Origin of the sequence: Cerasibacillus terrae (genome assembly GCF_008039555.1) — a bacterium.
Taxonomy (GTDB): domain Bacteria; phylum Bacillota; class Bacilli; order Bacillales; family Amphibacillaceae; genus Cerasibacillus; species Cerasibacillus terrae.
This window is the reverse complement of sequence record NZ_VDUW01000002.1, coordinates 310241-331436: the sequence shown is the minus strand read 5'-3', so window position 1 is coordinate 331436 and position 21196 is coordinate 310241. Positions and strand designations below refer to the sequence as shown.

23 protein-coding genes and 1 pseudogene are annotated in these 21196 nt (G+C 33.2%); 6 read left to right on the top strand and 18 right to left on the bottom strand.

Annotated elements, in window-relative coordinates; translation table 11 throughout:
• Window positions 1–20: 20 nt before the first annotated feature.
• From essB to FHP05_RS04975, 3 genes are all read right to left on the bottom strand, one after another.
• The gene (gene essB, locus FHP05_RS04985) at window positions 21–1331 is read right to left on the bottom strand and encodes a type VII secretion protein EssB (protein WP_147666140.1); all 1311 of its coding nucleotides are present in this window, start codon (window positions 1329–1331) and stop codon (window positions 21–23) included.
• 88 nt (window positions 1332–1419) lie between these two features.
• Complete coding sequence (locus tag FHP05_RS04980; RefSeq protein WP_147666139.1) at window positions 1420–1659, bottom strand: EsaB/YukD family protein; 240 nt, start codon at window positions 1657–1659, stop codon at window positions 1420–1422.
• Window positions 1660–1765: 106 nt separating this feature from the next.
• The gene (locus FHP05_RS04975; RefSeq protein ID WP_147666138.1) at window positions 1766–2059 is read right to left on the bottom strand and encodes a WXG100 family type VII secretion target; all 294 of its coding nucleotides are present in this window, start codon (window positions 2057–2059) and stop codon (window positions 1766–1768) included.
• A gap of 361 nt (window positions 2060–2420) precedes the next feature.
• Here FHP05_RS04975 and FHP05_RS04970 point away from each other — a divergent pair, with 361 nt between their 5' ends.
• From FHP05_RS04970 to FHP05_RS04945, 6 genes are all read left to right on the top strand, one after another.
• Window positions 2421–3275: a DUF1672 family protein gene (locus FHP05_RS04970; RefSeq protein WP_191126241.1), complete on the top strand. Its 855-nt coding sequence runs from the start codon at window positions 2421–2423 to the stop codon at window positions 3273–3275.
• Window positions 3276–3343: 68 nt separating this feature from the next.
• Window positions 3344–4258, top strand: a complete 915-nt coding sequence (locus tag FHP05_RS04965; protein ID WP_191126240.1) for a DUF1672 family protein — start codon at window positions 3344–3346, stop codon at window positions 4256–4258.
• Between the two features lie 48 nt (window positions 4259–4306).
• Window positions 4307–5218 (top strand): DUF1672 family protein, encoded by a 912-nt coding sequence (locus tag FHP05_RS04960; protein WP_147666135.1) that lies wholly within the window; start codon window positions 4307–4309, stop codon window positions 5216–5218.
• A gap of 168 nt (window positions 5219–5386) precedes the next feature.
• Window positions 5387–6232 carry a DUF1672 family protein gene (locus tag FHP05_RS04955; protein ID WP_147666134.1) on the top strand — a complete coding sequence of 282 codons (846 nt, stop codon included), beginning with the start codon at window positions 5387–5389 and terminating at the stop codon, window positions 6230–6232.
• A 119-nt stretch (window positions 6233–6351) separates the two neighbouring features.
• Complete coding sequence (locus FHP05_RS04950) at window positions 6352–7212, top strand: DUF1672 family protein (RefSeq protein ID WP_191126239.1); 861 nt, start codon at window positions 6352–6354, stop codon at window positions 7210–7212.
• Window positions 7213–7229: 17 nt separating this feature from the next.
• Window positions 7230–9389 carry an SA1320 family protein gene (locus tag FHP05_RS04945; RefSeq protein WP_147666132.1) on the top strand — a complete coding sequence of 720 codons (2160 nt, stop codon included), beginning with the start codon at window positions 7230–7232 and terminating at the stop codon, window positions 9387–9389.
• A 221-nt stretch (window positions 9390–9610) separates the two neighbouring features.
• Here the strand turns inward: FHP05_RS04945 and FHP05_RS04940 are convergent, their stop codons facing one another.
• From FHP05_RS04940 to FHP05_RS04865, 15 genes and pseudogenes are all read right to left on the bottom strand, one after another.
• Window positions 9611–10159, bottom strand: coding sequence for a hypothetical protein (locus tag FHP05_RS04940; protein ID WP_147666131.1), 549 nt, complete (start codon window positions 10157–10159; stop codon window positions 9611–9613).
• Between the two features lie 206 nt (window positions 10160–10365).
• Window positions 10366–10677 (bottom strand): annotated as a pseudogene (locus FHP05_RS04935) (DUF4176 domain-containing protein).
• Window positions 10677–11411: a hypothetical protein gene (locus FHP05_RS04925; RefSeq protein WP_147666129.1), complete on the bottom strand. Its 735-nt coding sequence runs from the start codon at window positions 11409–11411 to the stop codon at window positions 10677–10679. The pseudogene FHP05_RS04935 and the gene FHP05_RS04925 overlap by 1 nt, the downstream one beginning before the upstream one ends.
• A 33-nt stretch (window positions 11412–11444) precedes the next feature.
• On the bottom strand, window positions 11445–11654 hold the full coding sequence (locus FHP05_RS04920; protein ID WP_147666128.1) for a hypothetical protein: 210 nt from the start codon (window positions 11652–11654) through the stop codon (window positions 11445–11447).
• 210 nt (window positions 11655–11864) lie between these two features.
• Window positions 11865–12152: a DUF4176 domain-containing protein gene (locus tag FHP05_RS04915; protein ID WP_147666127.1), complete on the bottom strand. Its 288-nt coding sequence runs from the start codon at window positions 12150–12152 to the stop codon at window positions 11865–11867.
• On the bottom strand, window positions 12152–12886 hold the full coding sequence (locus FHP05_RS04910; protein WP_147666126.1) for a hypothetical protein: 735 nt from the start codon (window positions 12884–12886) through the stop codon (window positions 12152–12154). Before FHP05_RS04910 ends, FHP05_RS04915 begins: the two co-directional genes overlap by 1 nt.
• 33 nt (window positions 12887–12919) lie before the next feature.
• The gene (locus FHP05_RS04905) at window positions 12920–14002 is read right to left on the bottom strand and encodes a hypothetical protein (protein ID WP_147666125.1); all 1083 of its coding nucleotides are present in this window, start codon (window positions 14000–14002) and stop codon (window positions 12920–12922) included.
• Window positions 14003–14126: 124 nt separating this feature from the next.
• Window positions 14127–14462, bottom strand: a complete 336-nt coding sequence (locus FHP05_RS04900) for a DUF4176 domain-containing protein (RefSeq protein WP_147666124.1) — start codon at window positions 14460–14462, stop codon at window positions 14127–14129.
• Window positions 14463–14542: 80 nt separating this feature from the next.
• Window positions 14543–15217 carry a DUF443 family protein gene (locus FHP05_RS04895; protein ID WP_191126238.1) on the bottom strand — a complete coding sequence of 225 codons (675 nt, stop codon included), beginning with the start codon at window positions 15215–15217 and terminating at the stop codon, window positions 14543–14545.
• Complete coding sequence (locus FHP05_RS04890) at window positions 15214–16770, bottom strand: ribonuclease YeeF family protein (RefSeq protein ID WP_147666122.1); 1557 nt, start codon at window positions 16768–16770, stop codon at window positions 15214–15216. Before FHP05_RS04890 ends, FHP05_RS04895 begins: the two co-directional genes overlap by 4 nt.
• A 43-nt stretch (window positions 16771–16813) precedes the next feature.
• Window positions 16814–17101 (bottom strand): YwqI/YxiC family protein, encoded by a 288-nt coding sequence (locus FHP05_RS04885; RefSeq protein WP_147666121.1) that lies wholly within the window; start codon window positions 17099–17101, stop codon window positions 16814–16816.
• Window positions 17102–17103: 2 nt separating this feature from the next.
• Entirely contained in the window at window positions 17104–17520 is a 417-nt protein-coding gene (locus FHP05_RS04880; RefSeq protein ID WP_147666120.1) for a YwqH-like family protein, read from the bottom strand.
• Window positions 17521–18034: 514 nt separating this feature from the next.
• The gene (locus tag FHP05_RS04875) at window positions 18035–18445 is read right to left on the bottom strand and encodes a peptidoglycan-binding domain-containing protein (protein WP_147666119.1); all 411 of its coding nucleotides are present in this window, start codon (window positions 18443–18445) and stop codon (window positions 18035–18037) included.
• A gap of 17 nt (window positions 18446–18462) precedes the next feature.
• A complete protein-coding gene (locus FHP05_RS04870) occupies window positions 18463–20031 on the bottom strand; it encodes a gamma-glutamyltransferase (protein ID WP_147666118.1) in 1569 nt (522 codons plus the stop codon).
• On the bottom strand, window positions 20032–21171 hold the full coding sequence (locus FHP05_RS04865) for a CapA family protein (RefSeq protein WP_147666117.1): 1140 nt from the start codon (window positions 21169–21171) through the stop codon (window positions 20032–20034).
• Window positions 21172–21196 lie beyond the last annotated feature (25 nt).

Below are 21196 nucleotides of genomic sequence, written 5' to 3'. Positions count from 1 at the left end.
GCATGAATGATAAAAGTTATTTATTTTTCTTTATCCTTTTTTTCTCCCTTTTTATCTTTCTTAGAGGTGTCCGCTTCATCCTCGTTCTTCTTCGCTTCTTCAGCCGATTTCTCTTTATTTAATTCTTTTTGTTTTTCTAATTCCTCTTCTTGTTCACGTTCTAATTCTTCTTGCTCTTCTTCTATTTCTGATTCATATTCTTCTATTTCAGAATCGATATCTTTTATTTTTTCTTCTCTATCTTTCCCTTTTAAGTCCGGATCCCGCTGAACAGCTAAGCGATTTTTATATAATCCATACAAAATTAAGTCTCTATCTTCAAACCTTTTTGCTATATCAATTGCTTCTTCAAATTCAGACCGTCCTATGTAAATCCAGTATAAAAAGTATCTATCATCTGTTTGTAATGTGATTGTTTTTTGTATATTTTTTCTCTGTTCGTCTGTCAGTGTTTCATTCTCAATAATCGACATTGCTAATTGATATTGCACAACATATGGCATCTTTTCAGGTTTATAGTTTTCCATTTCATCCATCACAGAACTATACTGCTTTTGTAAAAAATATTTATTCGTTTCCACATATGATTGCATCTCGGGAATTTTAAAAAACAAGGTAAAAATGACATAGATTACCGCTGGGATAAATAATATGGAAAGTGCTAATATACTATACTTGTAGGTTTTCCATTTTTTCCTTGGAACTCTCTCTATACTTTGCTCTAATTTTTCCTCTTTTTTTAACTGCTTTGTTATAAATGTCCGTAATTGATCATAGGATTTTCCATACATGATCTGTTTAGCCATATCAGATAAATCAATTGTTTCATAATGAGAAAAATATGTTTCGAAATCATATTTATCGTCTACTATACTAGCAATCGCGGCCTTTACTTCATGCCATGTAATGTCATCTTGGTCTTCATAAGGAGGAATACTTTCTTTTACTCCATAATGTAAAAAATGTGGCATTAAGCCACTATCTATCAATATATTATTGGGACAGACGATAACTTTTAATCTTTTTAATGAGTGATTTTCTACTGTATTAAGTAAATTAAATGATAGCTGCCATTTAGCAAACTTACTTTTCTTATGTATTTCAATAAACTGTTCAAAATATCCAGGAGGGGAAATATGTATCTTTAATTGATCATCATCTATTTCTATTTCTTTTTTTAATGCTGGGTTAATATGTTTTAATAATTCAATTTCTATCTGGTCATGCAATCTCACTTTCGCTTTATGTAATGAAATGATGATAGACTTTTCTTCATAGTCTATACTTGCTTCCGTCCTTTTATTAAAGTATGGTATCGATTTATCATCCATCTAAACATCCTCCTGCTTATGCAATTTCCTAGCTGCAATTTCATCAACCAAGTTTGGATTTTTATTCATTATAAAAATATGTATCATATTACAATATTTCCACACGGTCTCCTGTTGTTATTCCACATTCTTTCAATGTCTGATTTCCAGTATAAACTCGTTGTTTATTTTGAACCCTTATCCAATATCCATCACTAATCTGTATCTCTTCATTAAGTATTTGACTTACAATATCAACCAACTTTTTAATAGAATGTTGATTTGATAATCTAATATCAAATGTTGGCCTTGTTTGGTGCTTTACATCGATTGTCAGCTCTATATACATATTCATCCTCCGTATTGATGCTTCACTTTTAACTTGAAATTTATTAATAAATAAAAAGGCACCAACAGTATGGACATACTATGGTGCCTTTTATTTTTAGAAATAATTATCTACGAATCTGGCTTGCTATATCAGCATCAGCACCACGCAGAGCATTAGCAGTAGAGTCTAGTTGTAAATGAATTTCTTCCATCAATTCATGCATTCTTCTAAAGGGTTCTTTCAACTCATCGTACTGCTCGAAAAACGCTCCCTTAGCTTCACCGTCCCAAACACCATCTAAGTTCACCATTAGACCATCAATATGACCAAGAATTCCTTCAATGTCGCCCCCTGCTTTTCTGTACTCTGCGGCAACGCGCTCTAATTCATCTGGTGTTACACGAATAAGTCCTGCCATTTGGTAAAACCTCCTTTAAACTTTGATTCTATTATAGATTCTTTTTTCAAATTTATCTATACAATTTTCCAACTCTTCCAAAAATGAGTCTTTCGATTCAGTAAAAAATACCCATAATTAGAACTAGTTCAATAGAATCATTTATTCTAAAGAATACATTTTTTCCAAAATCACTATTGATTACCACTCATAATACGGTAATATTTTAGTATACACTTTAATATCCGAATATTCTCTTTTGTATTTATTTATATATTCTTAACTACATTTTCCATTAATCACATGAAATGAGAGGTCTGCAATCTTGAAAAACTTATACCTATTCATATGTACGACCATCCTTTTAGTAGGATGTTTTAACTTGGAAAACACAAAAGAAGAAACGAACAACGTAACCAATCAACAGAATCAAGAAGAACAATACATAAGTGTGCAAGACTATGATGGCGAAGGATACACATTAAGAGGTGGCCAAGATGAAGCGGTTGACATTGCCAAACAACATAAAGAGAAAATTGTAAAAGCAGTCGAGGAATTTTTCCTAGATAATTATAAAACAGAAGTAAAGGTAAATCATTTCATTGGTGCGAAAGATGCTGTATCTGTCACAGTCGAATCCGTGAATGAACCATTTTTCTATACATTTGCCATTGTTCCGGTTGATTTTAATACTAAAACAGTTGCGACAGACCGAGTTTTTACACTGGAAGGAGAAGTGGAGAAAGGGATTAAAGGTGGACTATATGTGATGGCCTATGAGGAGGAATTTGCCAATTTAGATAACTACTTACAAACTTTGGAGAAGGAATATCCAATTATAGGTATAAATAAAGAGGCAATTCAAAACACAAATATTATACGTGGTTATATAACACCCCACTATTTTGTTTCACCCTTTGGAGAAACATTTAAAGAATTATTTGATGTGTATACAAATAATTCCAAAATGAACAAAGAAGAGTTGCGGCATTTTTTTAATCAAAATCCAATCGATCCGCAATACTTAACAATTACGATTGAAGTTTACATGAAAGAAAAAAATATCGAACCTGACCAAGAAATATTTGACATAATTGTCAATGATATTGAAGAAATGACGGACATTCCAAAGGGTTCTTATGCAATATTCCTAAATGGTAATGATATTAATAAACAAACAGCTCTGGCAAAAGATTCAATAAGCAGGAAAACTCCAGATGAAATTATAAAAGAGTGAAACAAACTCACAACCATTTATGAACATCCACACGACAAAGGAACTCGGTGGATGAGGAGGTATTAACTTTGAAAAAGATAACCATATGGTTCATTACATGCGGTGTATTATTCTTAGGAGGATGTTTTAACGTAGACAACACAAAGAAAGAAACAAAACAACCAAATCAAGAAGATGAACAATACATAAGTGTGCAAGACTATGATGGCGAAGGATACACATTAAGAGGCGGTCAAGATGAAGCGGTTGACATTGCCAAACAACATAAAGAGAAAATTGTAAAAGCAGTCGAGGAATTTTTCCTAGATAATTATAAAACAGAAGTAAAGGTAAATCATTTCATTGGTGCGAAAGACGCTGTATCTGTCACGGTAGAATCCGTGAATGAACCATTTTTCTACTCCTATGCCATTGTTCCGGTTGATTTTAAATCTAAAACAGTTGCGACAGACCGAGTTTTTACACTGGAAGGAGAAGTAGAGCAAGATATCCAAACAGGCCTATATGCCATGGCTTATGAAGAGGAATTTTCTAACTTAGATCGTTATTTAGAAAATATGAAAAGTAAATATCCAGTTATCGGTAGATTAGAAGTAACTTATCAAAACACTAACAATATACGTGGATATGCCACACCATTTTATTTTATTTCATCAGCATCCTATACGTTGGATGAATTATATGATGAATATATAAACGAACCATCTATGAGTAAAAGTGAAGTTAAAAAGCTATTCAAGCGTACTCCAATTGATTCTAAGGGTATAAATATATCTATAAACCTTTTTATGGAAGAAGAAAATGTAGAACCAAATAAAGAGATCTTTGACAAGATTATTCATGACATTGAAAGTATGAAAGACCTTCCTAAAGCATCCTATTCTATTTTTTTAAACGATAATTTTATTAATGCACAAACTGGATCTGGAAAGAAGGATAATACGCTGAGTAGAAAATCACCAAACAAAATTATAAAAAAATAAAAAGAGTGTTTATAGGATTACACCACAAAAGCTCAGGAGGGCTTCATTTTGAAAAAAAATACTATCTTCTGTATCACATGCTGTATGATCCTTTTAGGAGGATGCCTTAACCAAGAAAATGAAAATGCGGAAATGGAAAAGCAAAGAAATAAAGAAGATGAACAATACATAAGTGTGCAAGACTATGATGGTGAAGGATACACGTTACGAGGTGGGCAGGAAGAAGCGGTTGACATTGCCGAACAACATAAAGAGGAAATTGTAAAGGCAGTCGAGAAATTTTTCCTAGAAAATTATAAAATAGAAGTAAAAGTAAATCATTTCATTGGTGCGAAAGATGCTGTATCTGTCACAGTCGAATCCGTGAATAAACCATTTTTCTACTCCTATGCCATTGTTCCAGTTGATTTTAAATCTAAAACAGTTGCGACTGACCAAGTTTTTACACTGGAAGGAGAAGTAGAACAAGATATCCAAACGGGCCTATATGCCATGGCTTATGAAGAGGAATTTTCTAACTTAGATAAGTATCTCGAAAAAATTGAAAAAGAGCATCCTATTATAAGTATAAATAAAACAGCTATTCAAAATACAAATATCATACGTGGATATGCTAAGCCTTACTATTTTATATCAATCGGATCATATACCATGGATGAATTGTTCGATAGATACATGAAAAACCCTACGATAAACAAAAAGAAGATTAAGAAATTTCTTATTTCAAATCCAATTGATCCTGAATATATAACTATTTCAATTGAATTCTTTATGGAAGCAAAAGATGTGGAACCTGACCAAAAGATTTTTAATATGATTGTTAAAGATATTAAAGAAATGGCGGATATCCCCAAAGGTTCATATTCCATTTTTTTAAATGATAATGATATTAATAAACAGACAGCCATGGGGAAAAATGCAATAAGCGTTAGCTACCCTGATAGCATTATTAAAGAATAGATAAGGAAAGCGAATATTTTATAACCGGCAATACTGTGAGGAATAAATTCATTACCAGTTCATGAATACTTATCTCTTGAATTGATACTTTAGGAGGTTTCGATCTTGAATAAAACTTCTACCTTGTTTATCACATGCTGTACACTCCTTTTAGTAGGGTGTTTTAACATGGAAAACTCAAAAGAAGCGACTAAACAACAGAATCAAGAAGATGAACAATACATAAGTGTGCAAGACTATGATGGCGAAGGATACACGTTAAGAGGTGGCCGAGATGAAGCGGTTGACATTGCCAAACAACATAAAAAAGAAATTGTAAAAGCAGTCGAGGAATTTTTCCTAAATAATTATAAAACAGAAGTAAAAGTAAATCATTTCATTGGTGCGAAAGATGCTGTATCTGTCACAGTCGAATCCGTGAATGAACCGTTTTTCTACTCATTTGCCATTGTACCAGTTAATTTTAAATCTAAAACAGTTGCTACAGATCAAGTTTTTACACTGGAAGGAGAAGTAGAGAAAGGAATTAAAGGTGGACTATATGTGATGGCCTATGAGGAGGAATTTTCTAATTTGGATAACTACTTACAAACTCTAGATAAAGAATATCCAATTATAGGAATGAATAAAGAGGCGATTCAAAACACAAATTCAATACACGGCTATGCAACACCTTATTATTTTGTTACTCCAGTAGGTGAGACATTTAATCTATTATTTGAGAAATACATGGATAATCCTAGTTTAGATAAACAAGACTTGCAACAATTTCTAAAAGATAATCCAATTGATTCTAAATATATTACGATTACATTAAATCTCTTTATGGAAGATAGTGATATAGAACCTGATCAGGAGATTTTTGAGATGATTGTCAATGATATTAAAAGAAAAACAAATATTCCGCATGGTTCTTATTCACTATTCATATATGAAAACGAGATAAACAGACATAGTGCACTAGGCAAAAACGGAATCAGCGGAAACTACCCGGAGAAAATAATTAAAAATTAAATGAAAGGAGTAAGTTAAAATATATATAAATAAATAGAATGTGGGAGGTTTATATATTGAAGAAAGCTACTATCTTAGTAATTACATGCAGTACATTACTTTTAGGAGGGTGTTTTAACTTGGAAAATACAAAAGAAGAAACGAACAACGTAACCGATCAACAGAACCAAGAGGAACAGTACGTAAGTGTGCAAGACTATGATGGAGAGGGGTATACATTAAGAGGTGGCCAGGAAGAAGCGGTTGACATTGCCAAGCAACAAAAGGGAGAAATTGTAAAAGCAGTCGAGAAATTTTTCCTAGAAAATTATAAAACAGAAGTAAAAGTAAATCATTTCATTGGTGCGAAAGACGCCGTATCTGTCACGGTAGAATCCAAGAATGAACCGTTTTTCTACACATTTGCCATTGTTCCAGTTGATTTTAATTCTAAAACAGTTGCGACTGACCAGATATTCACACTAGAAGGAGAAGTGGAGCAAGGGATTAAAAGTGGATTATATGTTATGTACAATAAAGAGGAATTTAGTAATTTAGATCATTATATACAAAGTTTAAAAAAGAAATATCCCATTGTAGGAAAAAATAAGGAAGCATTACAAAATACCAATATCGTACACGGGTATGCAACACCACACTACTTTATATCTGTTGCTGGAGATACATTTAAAAAGTTATTTGATGAGTATATAGAAAACCCCAAAATGAATATAGATGATTTACAGGAGTTTTTCACTAAAAATCCAGTCAATCCTGAATATATAAATATATCTATGGACTTTTTTATGAAAGAAAAAGACGTAAAACCCGATCAAGAAATATTCGATACAATTACTCATGACATTGAGAAAATGCAAGACCTTCCTAAAGGGTCATACTCTATATATTTAAATGATAATAAGATAGATCAAATGAGAGGTTCTGGAAGAAAAAATACAACACTAAGTAAAAAAACACCAGATCAAATTATTAAGAATTAAAAGGGAGGAGCAAATAAATGAGTACGACGAGTAATATAAAACAGGTAGACACTAGTAATACTTCTGATATTAATCACAAGCAATTGAACTCTACCATCAAATCATCTGATGTAAGCGATGCTGATTTAGTACAGATAGCTGGTAATCACGCCTACAACCGGGATGATATTGATAAGTTTATTTCCGTTAACGGAAACGAGTATGAATTAATTGACATCACACCAAATGGAGATGGTTTCCACAACAATTCCGGTCTAGATGCTATCGCACTTAAAAAGGTAGATTCTGATGAAATTGTCATTGCATATGTCGGAAGTGAACAAACAAAGGAAGACTGGATTGAGACGAATGCAAAGCTTATTCATGAAGATCCGCCACAGCAACTCCAAGATGCAGTTGATTATTATGAATATGTAAAGGATAAATATAAAGATGTTGGCACGGTTACCCATGTAACAGGGAATTCCCTAGGTGGGGCATTGGCAAATGCCGTAGCTGTGGAGAATGAAAATGTTCGCTCTGTTACCTTAAATCCAGCTTTATTACCTTATGGGTTGTTGAAAGACAAGGAATACGACAATATTGTCAATTATATGGGAACATATGATATTTTAACAGGGACTTTAGAACATCTAAGGCTTGAGGGTCGAATACCAGGAGAACATTATAAAATAAATCATGGCTTACAACATTTAGACATGTTTATCACCAATCACACTGGATATCTAAAAGGAAATGATCCAAACAATTTTCAGATTGGTGAATCTATCAATGACCCTGGTTACGGAACGATTCGAATTGCAGCAGACTTTTATATTGCGACAAGTCTTTTTACAGGCGAATCACTGCATGGTGGACCTTCCACAAAAATTAAAATTGACGCTGATGCGATGCGAAATTTAGCCGATGGTATCGCAAATATAAATAGTAATGAATTTCATGAGATAAGTGAATACATTAATAATAGTAGGGAAATCGTAGAATATGAACATGAAAAATTCCAAGAACGAGTGGAATATCTACAGGAAAAACTTCAATTACTTATCGAACAAATTGCACTTCACCCTGTTTTTAATAATATAGCAAGTAGTGGCAACTATATTATAACTATAATTGATGGATTAATTGATATCGTAGACATAATTGAAGGAAAGCTTGGATTCTTAAATATTATTTTGGATTCAAAACCGATGGAAATTATAGAATATGTATCGAATACAAATATAAATGTTGAAAGTTTAATATCTCCTGTAAGATTAGCGTTAAATACCGTCCAACAAACTATAAATGATTTTATTTTCGCTGTATCCAATATGTTTAACGATATCATCCCAGATTTATTCAAAGGTGGAACAGACTTTTTTATTGATGCTGTTTCTGGGGAACTAAATGCACATTATGAAATTGTTCAAACAAATAAAGATAAACTCCTACAGCAATTAAAACAATACAGTATGCAAGTTGGAGATATTGCCGATGTATTTGAAGAAACAGATAACAAACTAGGCAATGCCATTTCAAATGGAACACATGATACCCCCAATACCGATATCACACCCGTAGATCCCGTCACTCTAGATGAATCCCCATATTTGGGACTTGGTATGAAAATAAAGGAAATTCAAATCGAAATGGCACGTGGTCAACTAAGTTTACATGTGACAAGAAAAATAGTACCCGTTCTAATAACCATTGAAGCAGGACTTATCGCAGTTGAAACAGCTTTAGAGAGTGTCTTATTTGCAATCAACTCTACCACATCCATTGTATTAAACGGTAATCCAGCTAGCCTTATCATTGATTTATTTACAGATTTCAAAAGTAAAGTTAGAAATGCCGTTAATGAGGTAAAGCAACCCATTGTTGATTTAGAAAATAAAGTAGAGGATTTGAGAAAAGCAGTCGCTCGATTAATCATGGGTCTACCAAATATCACAAACGACCTTTTACCATATATAGATACTGCCATTTTTGCTTCAAATAACTTTTCAAATGTAGCTTTATACAATGCCGCTTCCCAATTTGTATTAGAGAAAACCGAAATGGTATTTTCTGATATTATTTACCAACTGTCCCAAGAAGAAGGAGGGGCGATTGAAGCTAACGTTGAAGCATCTAAAAATATAGTCAAGAATATCGAAACTTTAAAAGAGCAAATCAGTAAAGGAACGTTTTAAACGAGAATTAGTAGATAAGAAATTACATCTACTATTTTTTTTGAAAAAATCGAAGTGTAAAATTCGTTCCAAACCTAATAGAAATTATTATGATCTATTCATTCATGCTTTTTGAAAAACCTTACGTATCCAAACATCACTTTTTCTTTTGAAAAGTTAATCATAATCTTATCCCCATAAGTGTAAATAGCGAACCAATCGTCCATAACATCACTAATATACTAATTATCTTTTTTTTGCATTTTCTTTATAGTATTACCATCTTCGTCATATTCCTTAATCCATTTAACATCATATTTATCCATTAACTTTTCTCTTTTTTCATCAAATTCATTATCTTGTTCTTCCCCTAGTATATAGAAATTCATTATTTTCACTTCCATCTTCTTTGCATTTTTATTATCGATTTCTTCAATCAACTCTTCATATTTATCATACATAGATAACTCAATTTCTATCTGTAATTGATTTAATTGCTTTAATTCTTTGTTCTCTAATTCAATGCCTTCTAAATAATTAACTAATTCATCTATATTTGGCAGGACATCTTCTTCAAAGAGAGTTTTAATAGCTTGTAAATCATCTTTTAATAAAAAAGAAGTGATTGCTGACATTTCACTTTCTATATTATTTTCTTTCATGACTTGATAAGTAATCCAATAATTATTATGATATTCTATTAGTTCATCTGTTACGTCGCTATCTTTCAAACAACCAGTTAAAAGTATAATCAGAACTACACCTAAAACCATATTAAGAGCTTTTTTCATCAACAATCACCTCATGTATATGATGTTTTGACGTTATTTTTTCGCCCTTTCAACCTGCCTAAATTCATAAAAATTGTATCTACTAGTGCATCGAATACGGCTCGTCTTTATCTAGTTTTAAATCTATTCGATTTTTGTATAATTGATAACGTGTTTTTGACAAAAACAAAATATGGGCTCCTGCCACCACACTTAAACCAACACCATCAAAGAACCACCATCTGGAAGGAAATATATAAGATGATAAAACAAAGAATGGATGATAGTAATAACAAGGATGAAAATTTAATCTGTCTATAATATACTGTTTCAAGCCCTTTATACATAACATTTTTTATATGTGAACGATTAAAAAGGTCATTTGTATCATCTGATAGATGTCCTTGCGAATAAGGACATGCTACATAATCCCACGTTACCTTTTTTTCTGCTTGCACTTACTTTCTTCCATAAACCATTAGTCGCTTATTCCCACCTTTTAATAGAACAATAGACCCATTTGGCAATAGTGCTTCCATTATTTAAACTCCACTCCTTTTTCAATCAGTTTTTTCTTTTCTTTTTTTGTAGGCTCTTCATATGAGACAAAACGCATATTTGCTTTCATAAAAAAGTACCTATGGATAAACTTGGCGGCAAAGTAGATAAACAACAACATAAATAAAATGTTTAATCCAATAACAACATAATACTTTAATATTTCTGTTTTACCTACCAGTCCACCAAAAACCAATCCTAATGCCGGAAATACCGTAAGTGCTGTGTTATATTTTAACATTTCTTTTTTTTCTTCTTTTTGCTCTATTTTCAAATGTATATCTTTATATTTCACAATTTGATATCTGATTATGATATAAGAACTGACTAAAATGGCCAGATTTAATAGGACATAGTACATGATTGAATGAATATTCATTGTAAAATAAGAAATAGCCTGCAACATAATAAAAAGTGTGATTGCACCAATGACTCCATATACTCCTATAAATTTAATTACTTCAAATTGAGTAGAGTATGGATTTTTGATCATTAACCGTAAACACCAAATGTGTAAAATGAGTGCTAATGGCATAATCAACCATACAAGTTCCATTTTCGGTAGTGCGATAAATGATACCCCCAAAGGGATATCATATAATACGAGTACAAAAGTTGCTAAACCCCATTTTACATCTTCTGGGTATACAAAGCGTAATTGTTCTATTACAAAAGATGGTAATTGCTTATATTGTATGTCTGACTTTATTTTCATTCTCAACATCTTTCCTTTCCTAGTTTAAGAACCTTATTTGAACCATCCCGCTACCGTATTAAAAGTGCTGTGAACACCATCTTTTAATTTTTTTGATATGCTTTTTCCTGTTTTCCCCTCCCAGTTTAAGCCTACTGATATGAATGTAGAAATTCCAAAACCTACTATCGCACCCACAATAAACGGAGCACCTCCTATACCAATAGCCGTTGCAGTAACAGCTCCTGCAGCAACTAGAGACACAGCCCCAATACCGACATCAACTCCAGCATCTCCTATGATTCTAGATGTTGATTCTTCATTTCCCAGCTGTAGAAGCGGCTAACTCAAGATTTATGAATAATTTAGTCGTCTCCTTTGTCTACTGCAAAAACAAGCGTAATACCTCCGCTTTAAAATAAGGAGTATTACGCTTCGTATTATCATATTTTATATGAACTAATTCACGTACAATTAAGCCTTTTTTAAGATTTCCTGAAAATCTTCCTCTTCTTCATCCTCATACCCTCGAAAAATAATATCAATGATATCAGAGTGATTAAAAACATACGCATAATCCTGGTTAATATAGCCTTCTGGATACGGAACACCAAGATAATCAAACATTGTTCCTGCAATTGATTCTTTTTGAGTTTCTTCGTTTCCTTCTCCCGTAACAATTTGTTTTCTACCATAAATCATTAATCGCTTATTTCCACCTTTTAATAGAACAATTGAACCATTTGGTAATAGTGCTTCCATTATTTAAACTCCACTCCTTTTTCAATCAGTTTTTTCTTTTCTTTTTTTGTAGGCTCTTCATATGAGACAAAACGCATATTTGCTTTCATGAAAAAGTACCTATGGATAAACTTGGCGGCAGCATATACAAATATTAGAATTAAAAAAACATCAACTGCAAGAACATAATAATACTTTAATACTTCTGTTTTACCTACGAATCGACCAACCATCAATCCTAAAACTGGGGTTATTGCAATCACTGCGCTGTCTTTTGAAGTTATTTTCTTTTTTTCCTTTTGCTCTAGTTTCAAATGTATATCTTTATATTTCACAATTTGATATTTGATTATGATATAAGAACTGACTAAAATGGCCAGATTTAATAGGACATAGTACATGATTGAATGAATATTCATTGAATAATAAGAAATAGCCTGCAACATAATAAAAAATGTGATTGCACCAAACACCCCATATACTCCTATAAATCTAATCATTTCAAATTGAGTAGAGTATGGATTTTTAATTAACAAGCGTAACCACCAAATATTTAATATAAGTGCAAATGGCATAATCAACCATACAAATTCCATTTTCGGTAGTGCGAGAAATGATAATCCTAAAGGAGCATCATATAAAAATAGTATGAAAGCAATTGTATCCCATTTTACACGTTCAGGGTCTGCAAAGCTTAATTGTTCTTTTACGAAAGATGGTAATTGCTTATATTGTATGTTTGACTGTATTTTCATTCTCAACATCTTTCCTTTCCTAGTTTAAGATCCTTATTTGAACCATCCCGCTACTGTATTAACGGAACTGTGAACACCATCTTTTATTTTTTTTGATATGCTACCTGACTTCCATTCCCAGTTTAAGCTTATAGATATGATAGATGAAGCAACAACACCTGCAACAGAGCCTATAATAACTGGAACACCTAAGGTACCGATAAACGCCGCAGTAGTAAATCCTGCAGCAACTAGAGACACAGCCCCAATACCGACATCAACTCCAGCATCGCCTATAATTCTAGATGTTGATTCATTATTTTTAATATTTTCCTTAATATTTAATCCCGTGTCAATTGCAATTCCAGCCCATCCAGCTTTACTTTTTAAACCACTAATTGCACCTGCTTTAGAATGGACCTTATCAGCTATACGAATATTATCGCCATGTTTTCCTTTCTTAACTTGTTGGTTAATGTACCTACTATCGTATATTTTAGTGTCTCTTTTAGTAGGTTTACTTATCCCAATCGCTTCTGGGTTGTGCACACGATACCTAACCATTCCCTTTCCTTTTGTTTCATACTTTTCTATCTCAAATCCCTGATTATGTAAATTATGCGCCATTAACAAACCATAAACATCGCTACCAATACCGCCTTTATTATCGTTTATATAGTTAACAAGCGCTTCCGATATATCAATTTCTTCATTACCTTTCTTAACATTGGCCTCGAATTCTTTAAGTCCCTTTAGAATATTCAAGTATTCTTTTCTATCAATATTTCCCTCTTGCAAATCCTTAAAAGCATGATTTAGTATTGTTTTTCCTTTATCATTCAATCCTTTTAGTTCTGTATTCTTCCTCTTCTCAATCTCAGACATCGGCATCTTCGCGAAATCATCACCATACAATCCCGATATCGTTTCCTGATTCTTGTTATAAATACTGTCTTGAATCGTCTGAAAGGATTCAAGTCCTTGGATTGCCTTTACATCGAAATTTCGAATCGACAAATCCCCGCTCTGGAATTTAGATTCAATCTCTGTCAAATAATTCAACATCGTATCTAAGTCTTGTTTCGTTTGTTCAAGCTGGGAAACACCGTATTCGTCTAAGATATTTAACTCGTCCACAATATTTTCTGTGTGTTCCGATAAAGGTTATACGTTTAATATAAGAAAATAAAAAATGCTGGTGACAATCAGTGTATTTGTATCTAGTAATAAAAATAAAACCATACATACAAGATGTATGGATTCATTTAAACATGTTTAAATTAGCTTTAATCAGTTGTTTCAAGGGCTCTGTCACTTTTCCAGCTTTAAATTTTCCTTCATTCTCTTCCTTCCATTCGCCAAACAACTTTTGAAAACGTTCTTCTTCATTATCCTTATATCCTTCAAACACAATTTCATCTATATTTTCGTGATTAAAATAAAACACTCTTTCAGGTACTAACCCTTGAGGATAAAAGCAACCTGAATAATCAAACATAGCGCGTTCGCCATCCATTTCAATAATAGGACCACGATTCAAAATCATGATCTTACTCGTTCCTTCTTTTAAATAGATTATAGTGCCAATTGGTAGCATTTGTTATCCTCCTTTATTTCTTAACTTAATTTCATTCCTGTGACTCTGTTTCAATTTACCAAGGTATAGAGCATTTAAAATTACTTCACTGCATTTATCTCCGTTTTATTCATAACAAATTTTACTTTCGCGGGTCCTGGGAAAATAGCCATTGTATTTAAAATAAAAAACATTGCTGTAGCTGCTATAAAACCGAGCATTGGTATAATATGACCCATTTGTATAAATGAAATCATTGAAGGTATTATAAATGCCAAAGTAAACAAGAAAAAGAATATCAGCATGACATAATGTTTCAATAATTTCGGTCTAATCTTTATTACTTCTTGTTCCAGCTTTTTCATTGCAATCACTTCATTCATTTTTTTATGTCGTGTATGATGTACTCGGATTCTGTAGAAAATACATAATATCAAGGAAAATATTATGATAAAAACATTTACAAACATAGATGCCTGGAACATAATACCGTTTAACAGCGGTTGTATGAATTGCGCTAGAATCAATGATATACCTGTTCCCAATAAAATGAATCCACCTCTACCACCCTGATATTTTAACGGCATTTTTAACTCTTCAAACGTATTCCTATTAATCTTATAAACAGTATGTGGGATAAACCAGAATAAAAATGGAAAAATAATAGTCCAAATAGATTGATCCATATCAAGAATATAATAATCGTCTTTAACACGTATGATTTTATATCTTATATTTTTAAAAACATGCTCTGCTTCACATTCCAATTCAATCACCACGCCCAATTCATTGGATTTATTGCATCTATCCCACCAGATATTGCTTCTCCAACATTACTTATTACTTCTTTTGTTTTTTTCCAGGTTTCATCAATTTTTCCACCAACCCAATCTAATCCATCTTGAAGATCAAAGAGATTTATTTCATACCAATAATTAAAAGTTGTAGTTAATATAGTTCCAACAGCTATTCCCCCTAGTATAGCCCAACCACCTGGATTTGTTCCAAAGGCAGCCATTGCTAAGGTATTAGTACCTAAACCCACACCTAGTGAAGCTGTATTATGAGCAATGGCTTCTCCTACAGACTTATCCTTCTTTTTTAAATCATGATACATTCCTAGCCCATATCCTCCAATTATTGAGCCTACACCTAGTGCTAGACCCGCTCCTTGGATATTTCGTCCGGTAAGTACAATAAAATCTCCACCACGCTTAATAATATCTCCTGTTTTAGTGAAAAAGTTTTTGCCAACAGGGAATTCCTTTATTAAATCACCTATTCTAATACCATGTTTGCCAACTTCAACACTATTCTTGCCTGCTTCCTTTACATAACTACTAATAATGTCGGCATAAGCATTGATTCCAATATTCTTATAGTTGTTCCTAAAATACTCAAAAAATGCTGGATCAACTGACGCATCAAGGTTTCCCTCTTCAATATCCCTTTCAAATCTTTGTAGACCTAAAACAATATCCTGATACTGTTTACGATTAATCTCACCATTTTCTAATGCATTAAATGCATGATTTAAAGTAGCTTTTCCATCCTCACTTAACTCACTCAATATACTGGCTTGCATCTTCTCAATCTCAGACATCGGCATTTTTTCAATATCATCACCATACAATCCCGATATCGTTTCCTGATTCTTGTTATAAATACTGTCTTGAATCGTTTGAAAGGATTCAAGTCCTTGGATTGCCTTTACATCGAAATTTCGAATCGACAAATCCCCGCTCTGGAATTTCGATTCAATCTCTGTCAAATAAGACAACATCGTATCTAAGTCTTGTTTCGTCTGTTCAAGCTGGGAAACACCGTATTCGTCTAAGATATTTAACTCATCCACAATATGGTCTGCTTTATCCTTCCCACGTTGAACATTATCTACGACTTCGGATTCATCGATTTTTTCAATGGAAACGATGTCTTGGACACTACCAATGATACTATTTGCCTCGGATGTGAGGTCGATCGCCGTTGTCTTCACTTCATCCAGACCATTTTTTACATCGTTTTCTAGAAACTCTTGGCTAACATATCCATTTTCATCTGGTTCAAATGTTTCCACCGCTTCTTTTAACTCTGTCAGTGTATTTTGATAGTCGATTAGCGATTGGTGTAAGAAAATAAGAAAGGGCTGGTGGCAATCATCATAAAATGCCCGGATTGCTTCACCACCCTTTCCACTTAACGCATCATCTAATCCTGCAAAATCACGGACTGCTCGCTGAAGGGCAGAAATTCGACCTTGTAGATTATCAATATCTGTTATCGTATCATCCATTCCCGATTGTAAAACATTAACATCTAATACTTTCAATGAAAGCACCTCCTACTTAGTTAAAGGATTTCCTCGTCTATTGTTACACACCTCTTGCTACTACTTGATCTGTACGTTCCATTTCATCCACCGATTTATCTGTTGCTTGGACATTATTTATGAATAATGTTTCATATTTAGCAAATAATTCATCATATCGTTCTTTGATTTCATTTAGCGACTCCACCATATCTAGTTTAATCGACCCTTCTATAACCGTTCCGAATGTTGCATCCAATGATTGAACAGAAGAGCGCATTTCAGATGTCACCTGTTTAACCGTAGAAGTGTCATATTTAATTTCACTTCCACCACCACCGCTTGTTATCATAATTATTTACTCACCTCGCTTCTCATTGCCAATAAAGTTATCCGATTAGCCTCTTGAGCTGTTAAGATAGTTCTGTAATTCTCAATTTCCTTTTCGATTGCAATCGCCTTTCTCATCATTCTAGCATCTACTGTAGTTACTTGGTCGTTTGGAATCGTCTCGAAGCTAACCTCTAATTCACCTTCTCTGAAGTCATCGTATGTATTGGAATTTTCGCCGTGGAATGTTTTTGATGTAAAATTTGGCTCTAAACATATTCTTTTTTTACTAAGAAAATCACTCTTAACCGTTGCTAACTCTGTACGAGCTGCTTTCAAGCGTCTTAATTCTTCTTTTTTTTCCTCTAATTTTAACTTAGTCATAGCAATTTGCTGATCAGCAGCACCTATTTGAGCAATAATACTAGCTAAAGGTAACATATCTTCACCCCATACTTTTTTACATATATACTCCCTTATTTAAAATTGGGTATTTTCCGTTAATTATAATATAATTTAAGTAATTCCGTCAGAATATTTATAAAGTATCTCCGCAGAACTAGAAAAAGCAATCTTACTTCATATCCATCCTAGCTTGTATATTCACCCGGTTTTCATTTGTTAACAAATGAAAAGTAATTTTTAATTTAATAAAAGTGTATCGATTTGCAAGATTTCCAACAAGAGGAAAAAGGCCTATTAAAGCAAGTTTATATAGTTCGTTTCTACTATTTACTTTATTTTCCATATGAACTTACTTAAAGATACTAATAAGTGGTACTCTTTTAATTCCTATTAAAAATATTTTATTAGATTGTAATATATGATTGTGTTCTCGATTAAGGTGGAGTAGTTTTAAATTAAATTGCAGAGAAAAAAATAATCGAAAGGACCGCCAGTAGACAGTCCTTTCGATTAAAGGTTTCTCTTTTTAAGAGTATCATTTTAATTTATTTTAAGATTCTTTTTGTAGTTTATTCCATGTTTGTTGATCAACAACACCGTCAGGATCTAATTCATTTGTAAGCTGAAATTCAACAACCTTGTCATATGTCTCCTGTCCATATACACCATCTTCTGGAATATTTAATAATGTTTGTAGATAGCGGACATATTTTCCATTGTCATTGACATGGACATTGGGCAAATCACTTGTTGTTTGGGATGCTGTCTGTTGAAGAGATTTGTCCTTCATTTCGTGAGTATTAGCACTGTTATTTAATCGATTTTCTACCATTAGAAACCGATCGATTTCAGCTGCTTCTGAATTCGACAGAACATCCATATGTTTAAAATGAGACATGACAACTAAAAAAAGAATAATGACTATTGGATAAAAAAGAAAGGGAACAATCTTTTTAAACAATTTAATCTCTCCTATTTTTATTCACTAATCTTTTTATCTCTTCGGAAATCAGATATTCCAATAATTTCTTCGCCTGTGTCTACGATTGCATTTATTCCACCATAGTATGCGGCTGAATCGACAACACGCGTTGTATAACCTGCTTCCTCTAATGCATCTATCAACACACTATCTGGATATGATTCAAATTCAATGATAGAATCTTTAAGTATCAGTCTTGGCACGAGTACACTCTCACTTAAATCCTCTGTCACATGATAGTCTAATAGAACTTGTGCGAGAATCTGTGGGATTCGGTTTCCACCCGGTGAACCTATTGCCGTAATAGAATCCTTTTCCATAATAATAGTTGGTGCTATGAAGGAACGCGATTTCTTATATGGTTTATATTCATTGAAAGAACCTTTCACCGTGTTAAAATTATCCAATCCATTATTTAAAAAGAATCCTTTATAAGACTCTCCGGAACCCCAGAACTGGCTAAGTGTATTAGTGGCTGAAACGACAAGCCCGTCCTTATCAATGATAGAGAAATGTGTCGTACTGACAGGTTCTTCCTCATAATTATCAAAAACACTTACCGAATTGGATAGTAATTTTTGAATATATTCATCCGTTGTTAATTTATTATAATCAATCGATTGTACGGTTGGGTCTCCGACAGTTGATTTTCGATCATTATAAGCTTTGTCAACAATTTCGAGGTATTGTTCTATATTTTCACTCTCAGACCCTATTAATGGTTGAACATTTTCATACTCTAGCATTTTTAACATTTGGATTAGGGTCACACCAGAAAATGGTGGCGCTGCACTAAATATCTTTTTTCCATTTACTTCACCATGTGCTGGCTTTCTTTCCACAACAAGCCTTTCTTTCACCATCTTTTCATCATATTTAAATCGATCTTTTAAAATTTCATTATAAAAGTAGTCTGCACCGTTTTTTTGAATGGCTTGTAATGTTTTCCCCAGTTCCTTTTGAACAAGGGTATCTTCTTCTTTCAATCCTTCATCATTTTTGTAAAAATGTGGTGCTGTGTGAATAATATAATCTTTATTTCGGTCAATTCTACCTGCTAGACTAGAATCAATCTCGAATCCTTTTTTTGCATATTTAATGGCCGGCTCTATTAATGTTTCCATGTCCATTGTTCCATATTGCTTCTGAAGATGATCCATACCTGCTACAAAGCCTGGTATCCCTGTACGAACATTTTCGTCAAAATCTTCGCCATCACTAATTTCTTTATAATCTACAAAGATAGGTTCATCCTCGTCGGGGAATTTAATCATCATTCCTCCCCCGCCACCGATACCAGATCCATATGGTTCAACAACACCTAATGTATAAGCAATAGCAATTGCAGCATCAACTGCATTTCCGCCTTCTTCTAAAACTTCCACTCCCACTTGGCTTGCAAGCGGATTGGATGTACTTACACCAAATTGATTAGACTCTTCATTATTTTCTAGAACAGCACCACTCTCTAGCTGATCATCATCTTTTTTATTAGAATTCCATAATAAAATAATAGAAACGATCACAATAATGACGATAACTAAAACAGTTAACTTCTTCTTCATTTAATCTCTCCTAACTAAAGGATGGTCAAAGTAAAATAAATCATCCTTCTCATGTAATTCTATATTAGAGTGCTTTAAGAGACGTTTTTTTACTTTTGATTGATAATAGGATTCCATTTGATTTAAAAAACGAGGAGATGCTTCTTTAATAAGCATTGGTTCAATGAAAAACCTTCCAATCCCTTCTTCGTCCATTTTTAACGTGATTAGGGCAGTCTCCCTTGTATTCGACCAACCTTGATCAAACACAAAGTTGCCTAAACTATAGAACACCACTGTATCATCAATGATTTCAACTGGTTGTAATACATGTGGGTGGTGGCCAATAATAATATCTGCACCTGCATTTGCCATCGCCTTTGCTAGTTCACGCTGACGCTCAGATGGTAATGTATCATACTCTTCTCCCCAGTGAACATGAACAATGGTTAAATCAGCGTTTCTACTTGCATCTCCAATTCTCGGTATGAACCGACTCGGTCTTGCCGAAGCAATACCTGCCTCTGTTTTGGTTGCTACTGAATTGGCAACAAACACATCAGAGATTCCAAGTGTAGCAATCTTTACATCATTCACTGTCTTGTAATGAATATCTGTCGCTTCTTTTCGATTGATACCTGCTCCAACATAGTCAATGTCTACTTTGGAAAATTCCTCTAACGTATGCATTAACCCTTCTTGCTGATAATCCATCGCATGGTTATTCGCTAAATTTAACACCGTAAAATTAAGTTCTTTAAGGGATGGCAATATATCTGACTTTGCAAATAAATGGATGTTCTTATCTTGTTTTTCAAAGTCCTTTTCAGAATCTAAAACCGGATTTTCAAAGTTACCTGTAACAAAATCGGCTTCTTTTAATCTATTTTCTACATCTTGAAAAATAAATGGCAATCCCTTTTGATCAATCACCTTTTGTACATTACGGCCCATCATGATATCCCCTGTAAAGATTGCTGTAAACTCACTCGGGGCATCTGCCATTGTGTTTTCACTAGATTCAGAGCTAGCACTCACACTCATTATTGTTAATAAACCAACCGTGATTACTAGTAGAATAAGAACATGTTTTGTAGTATTTGGTTTCGTTTTTTTTACATACTTCAAAAGGCGTTCTTGCATATTTAATTTATCTTTCATCATTTCTTCATCCTATCAAAATATT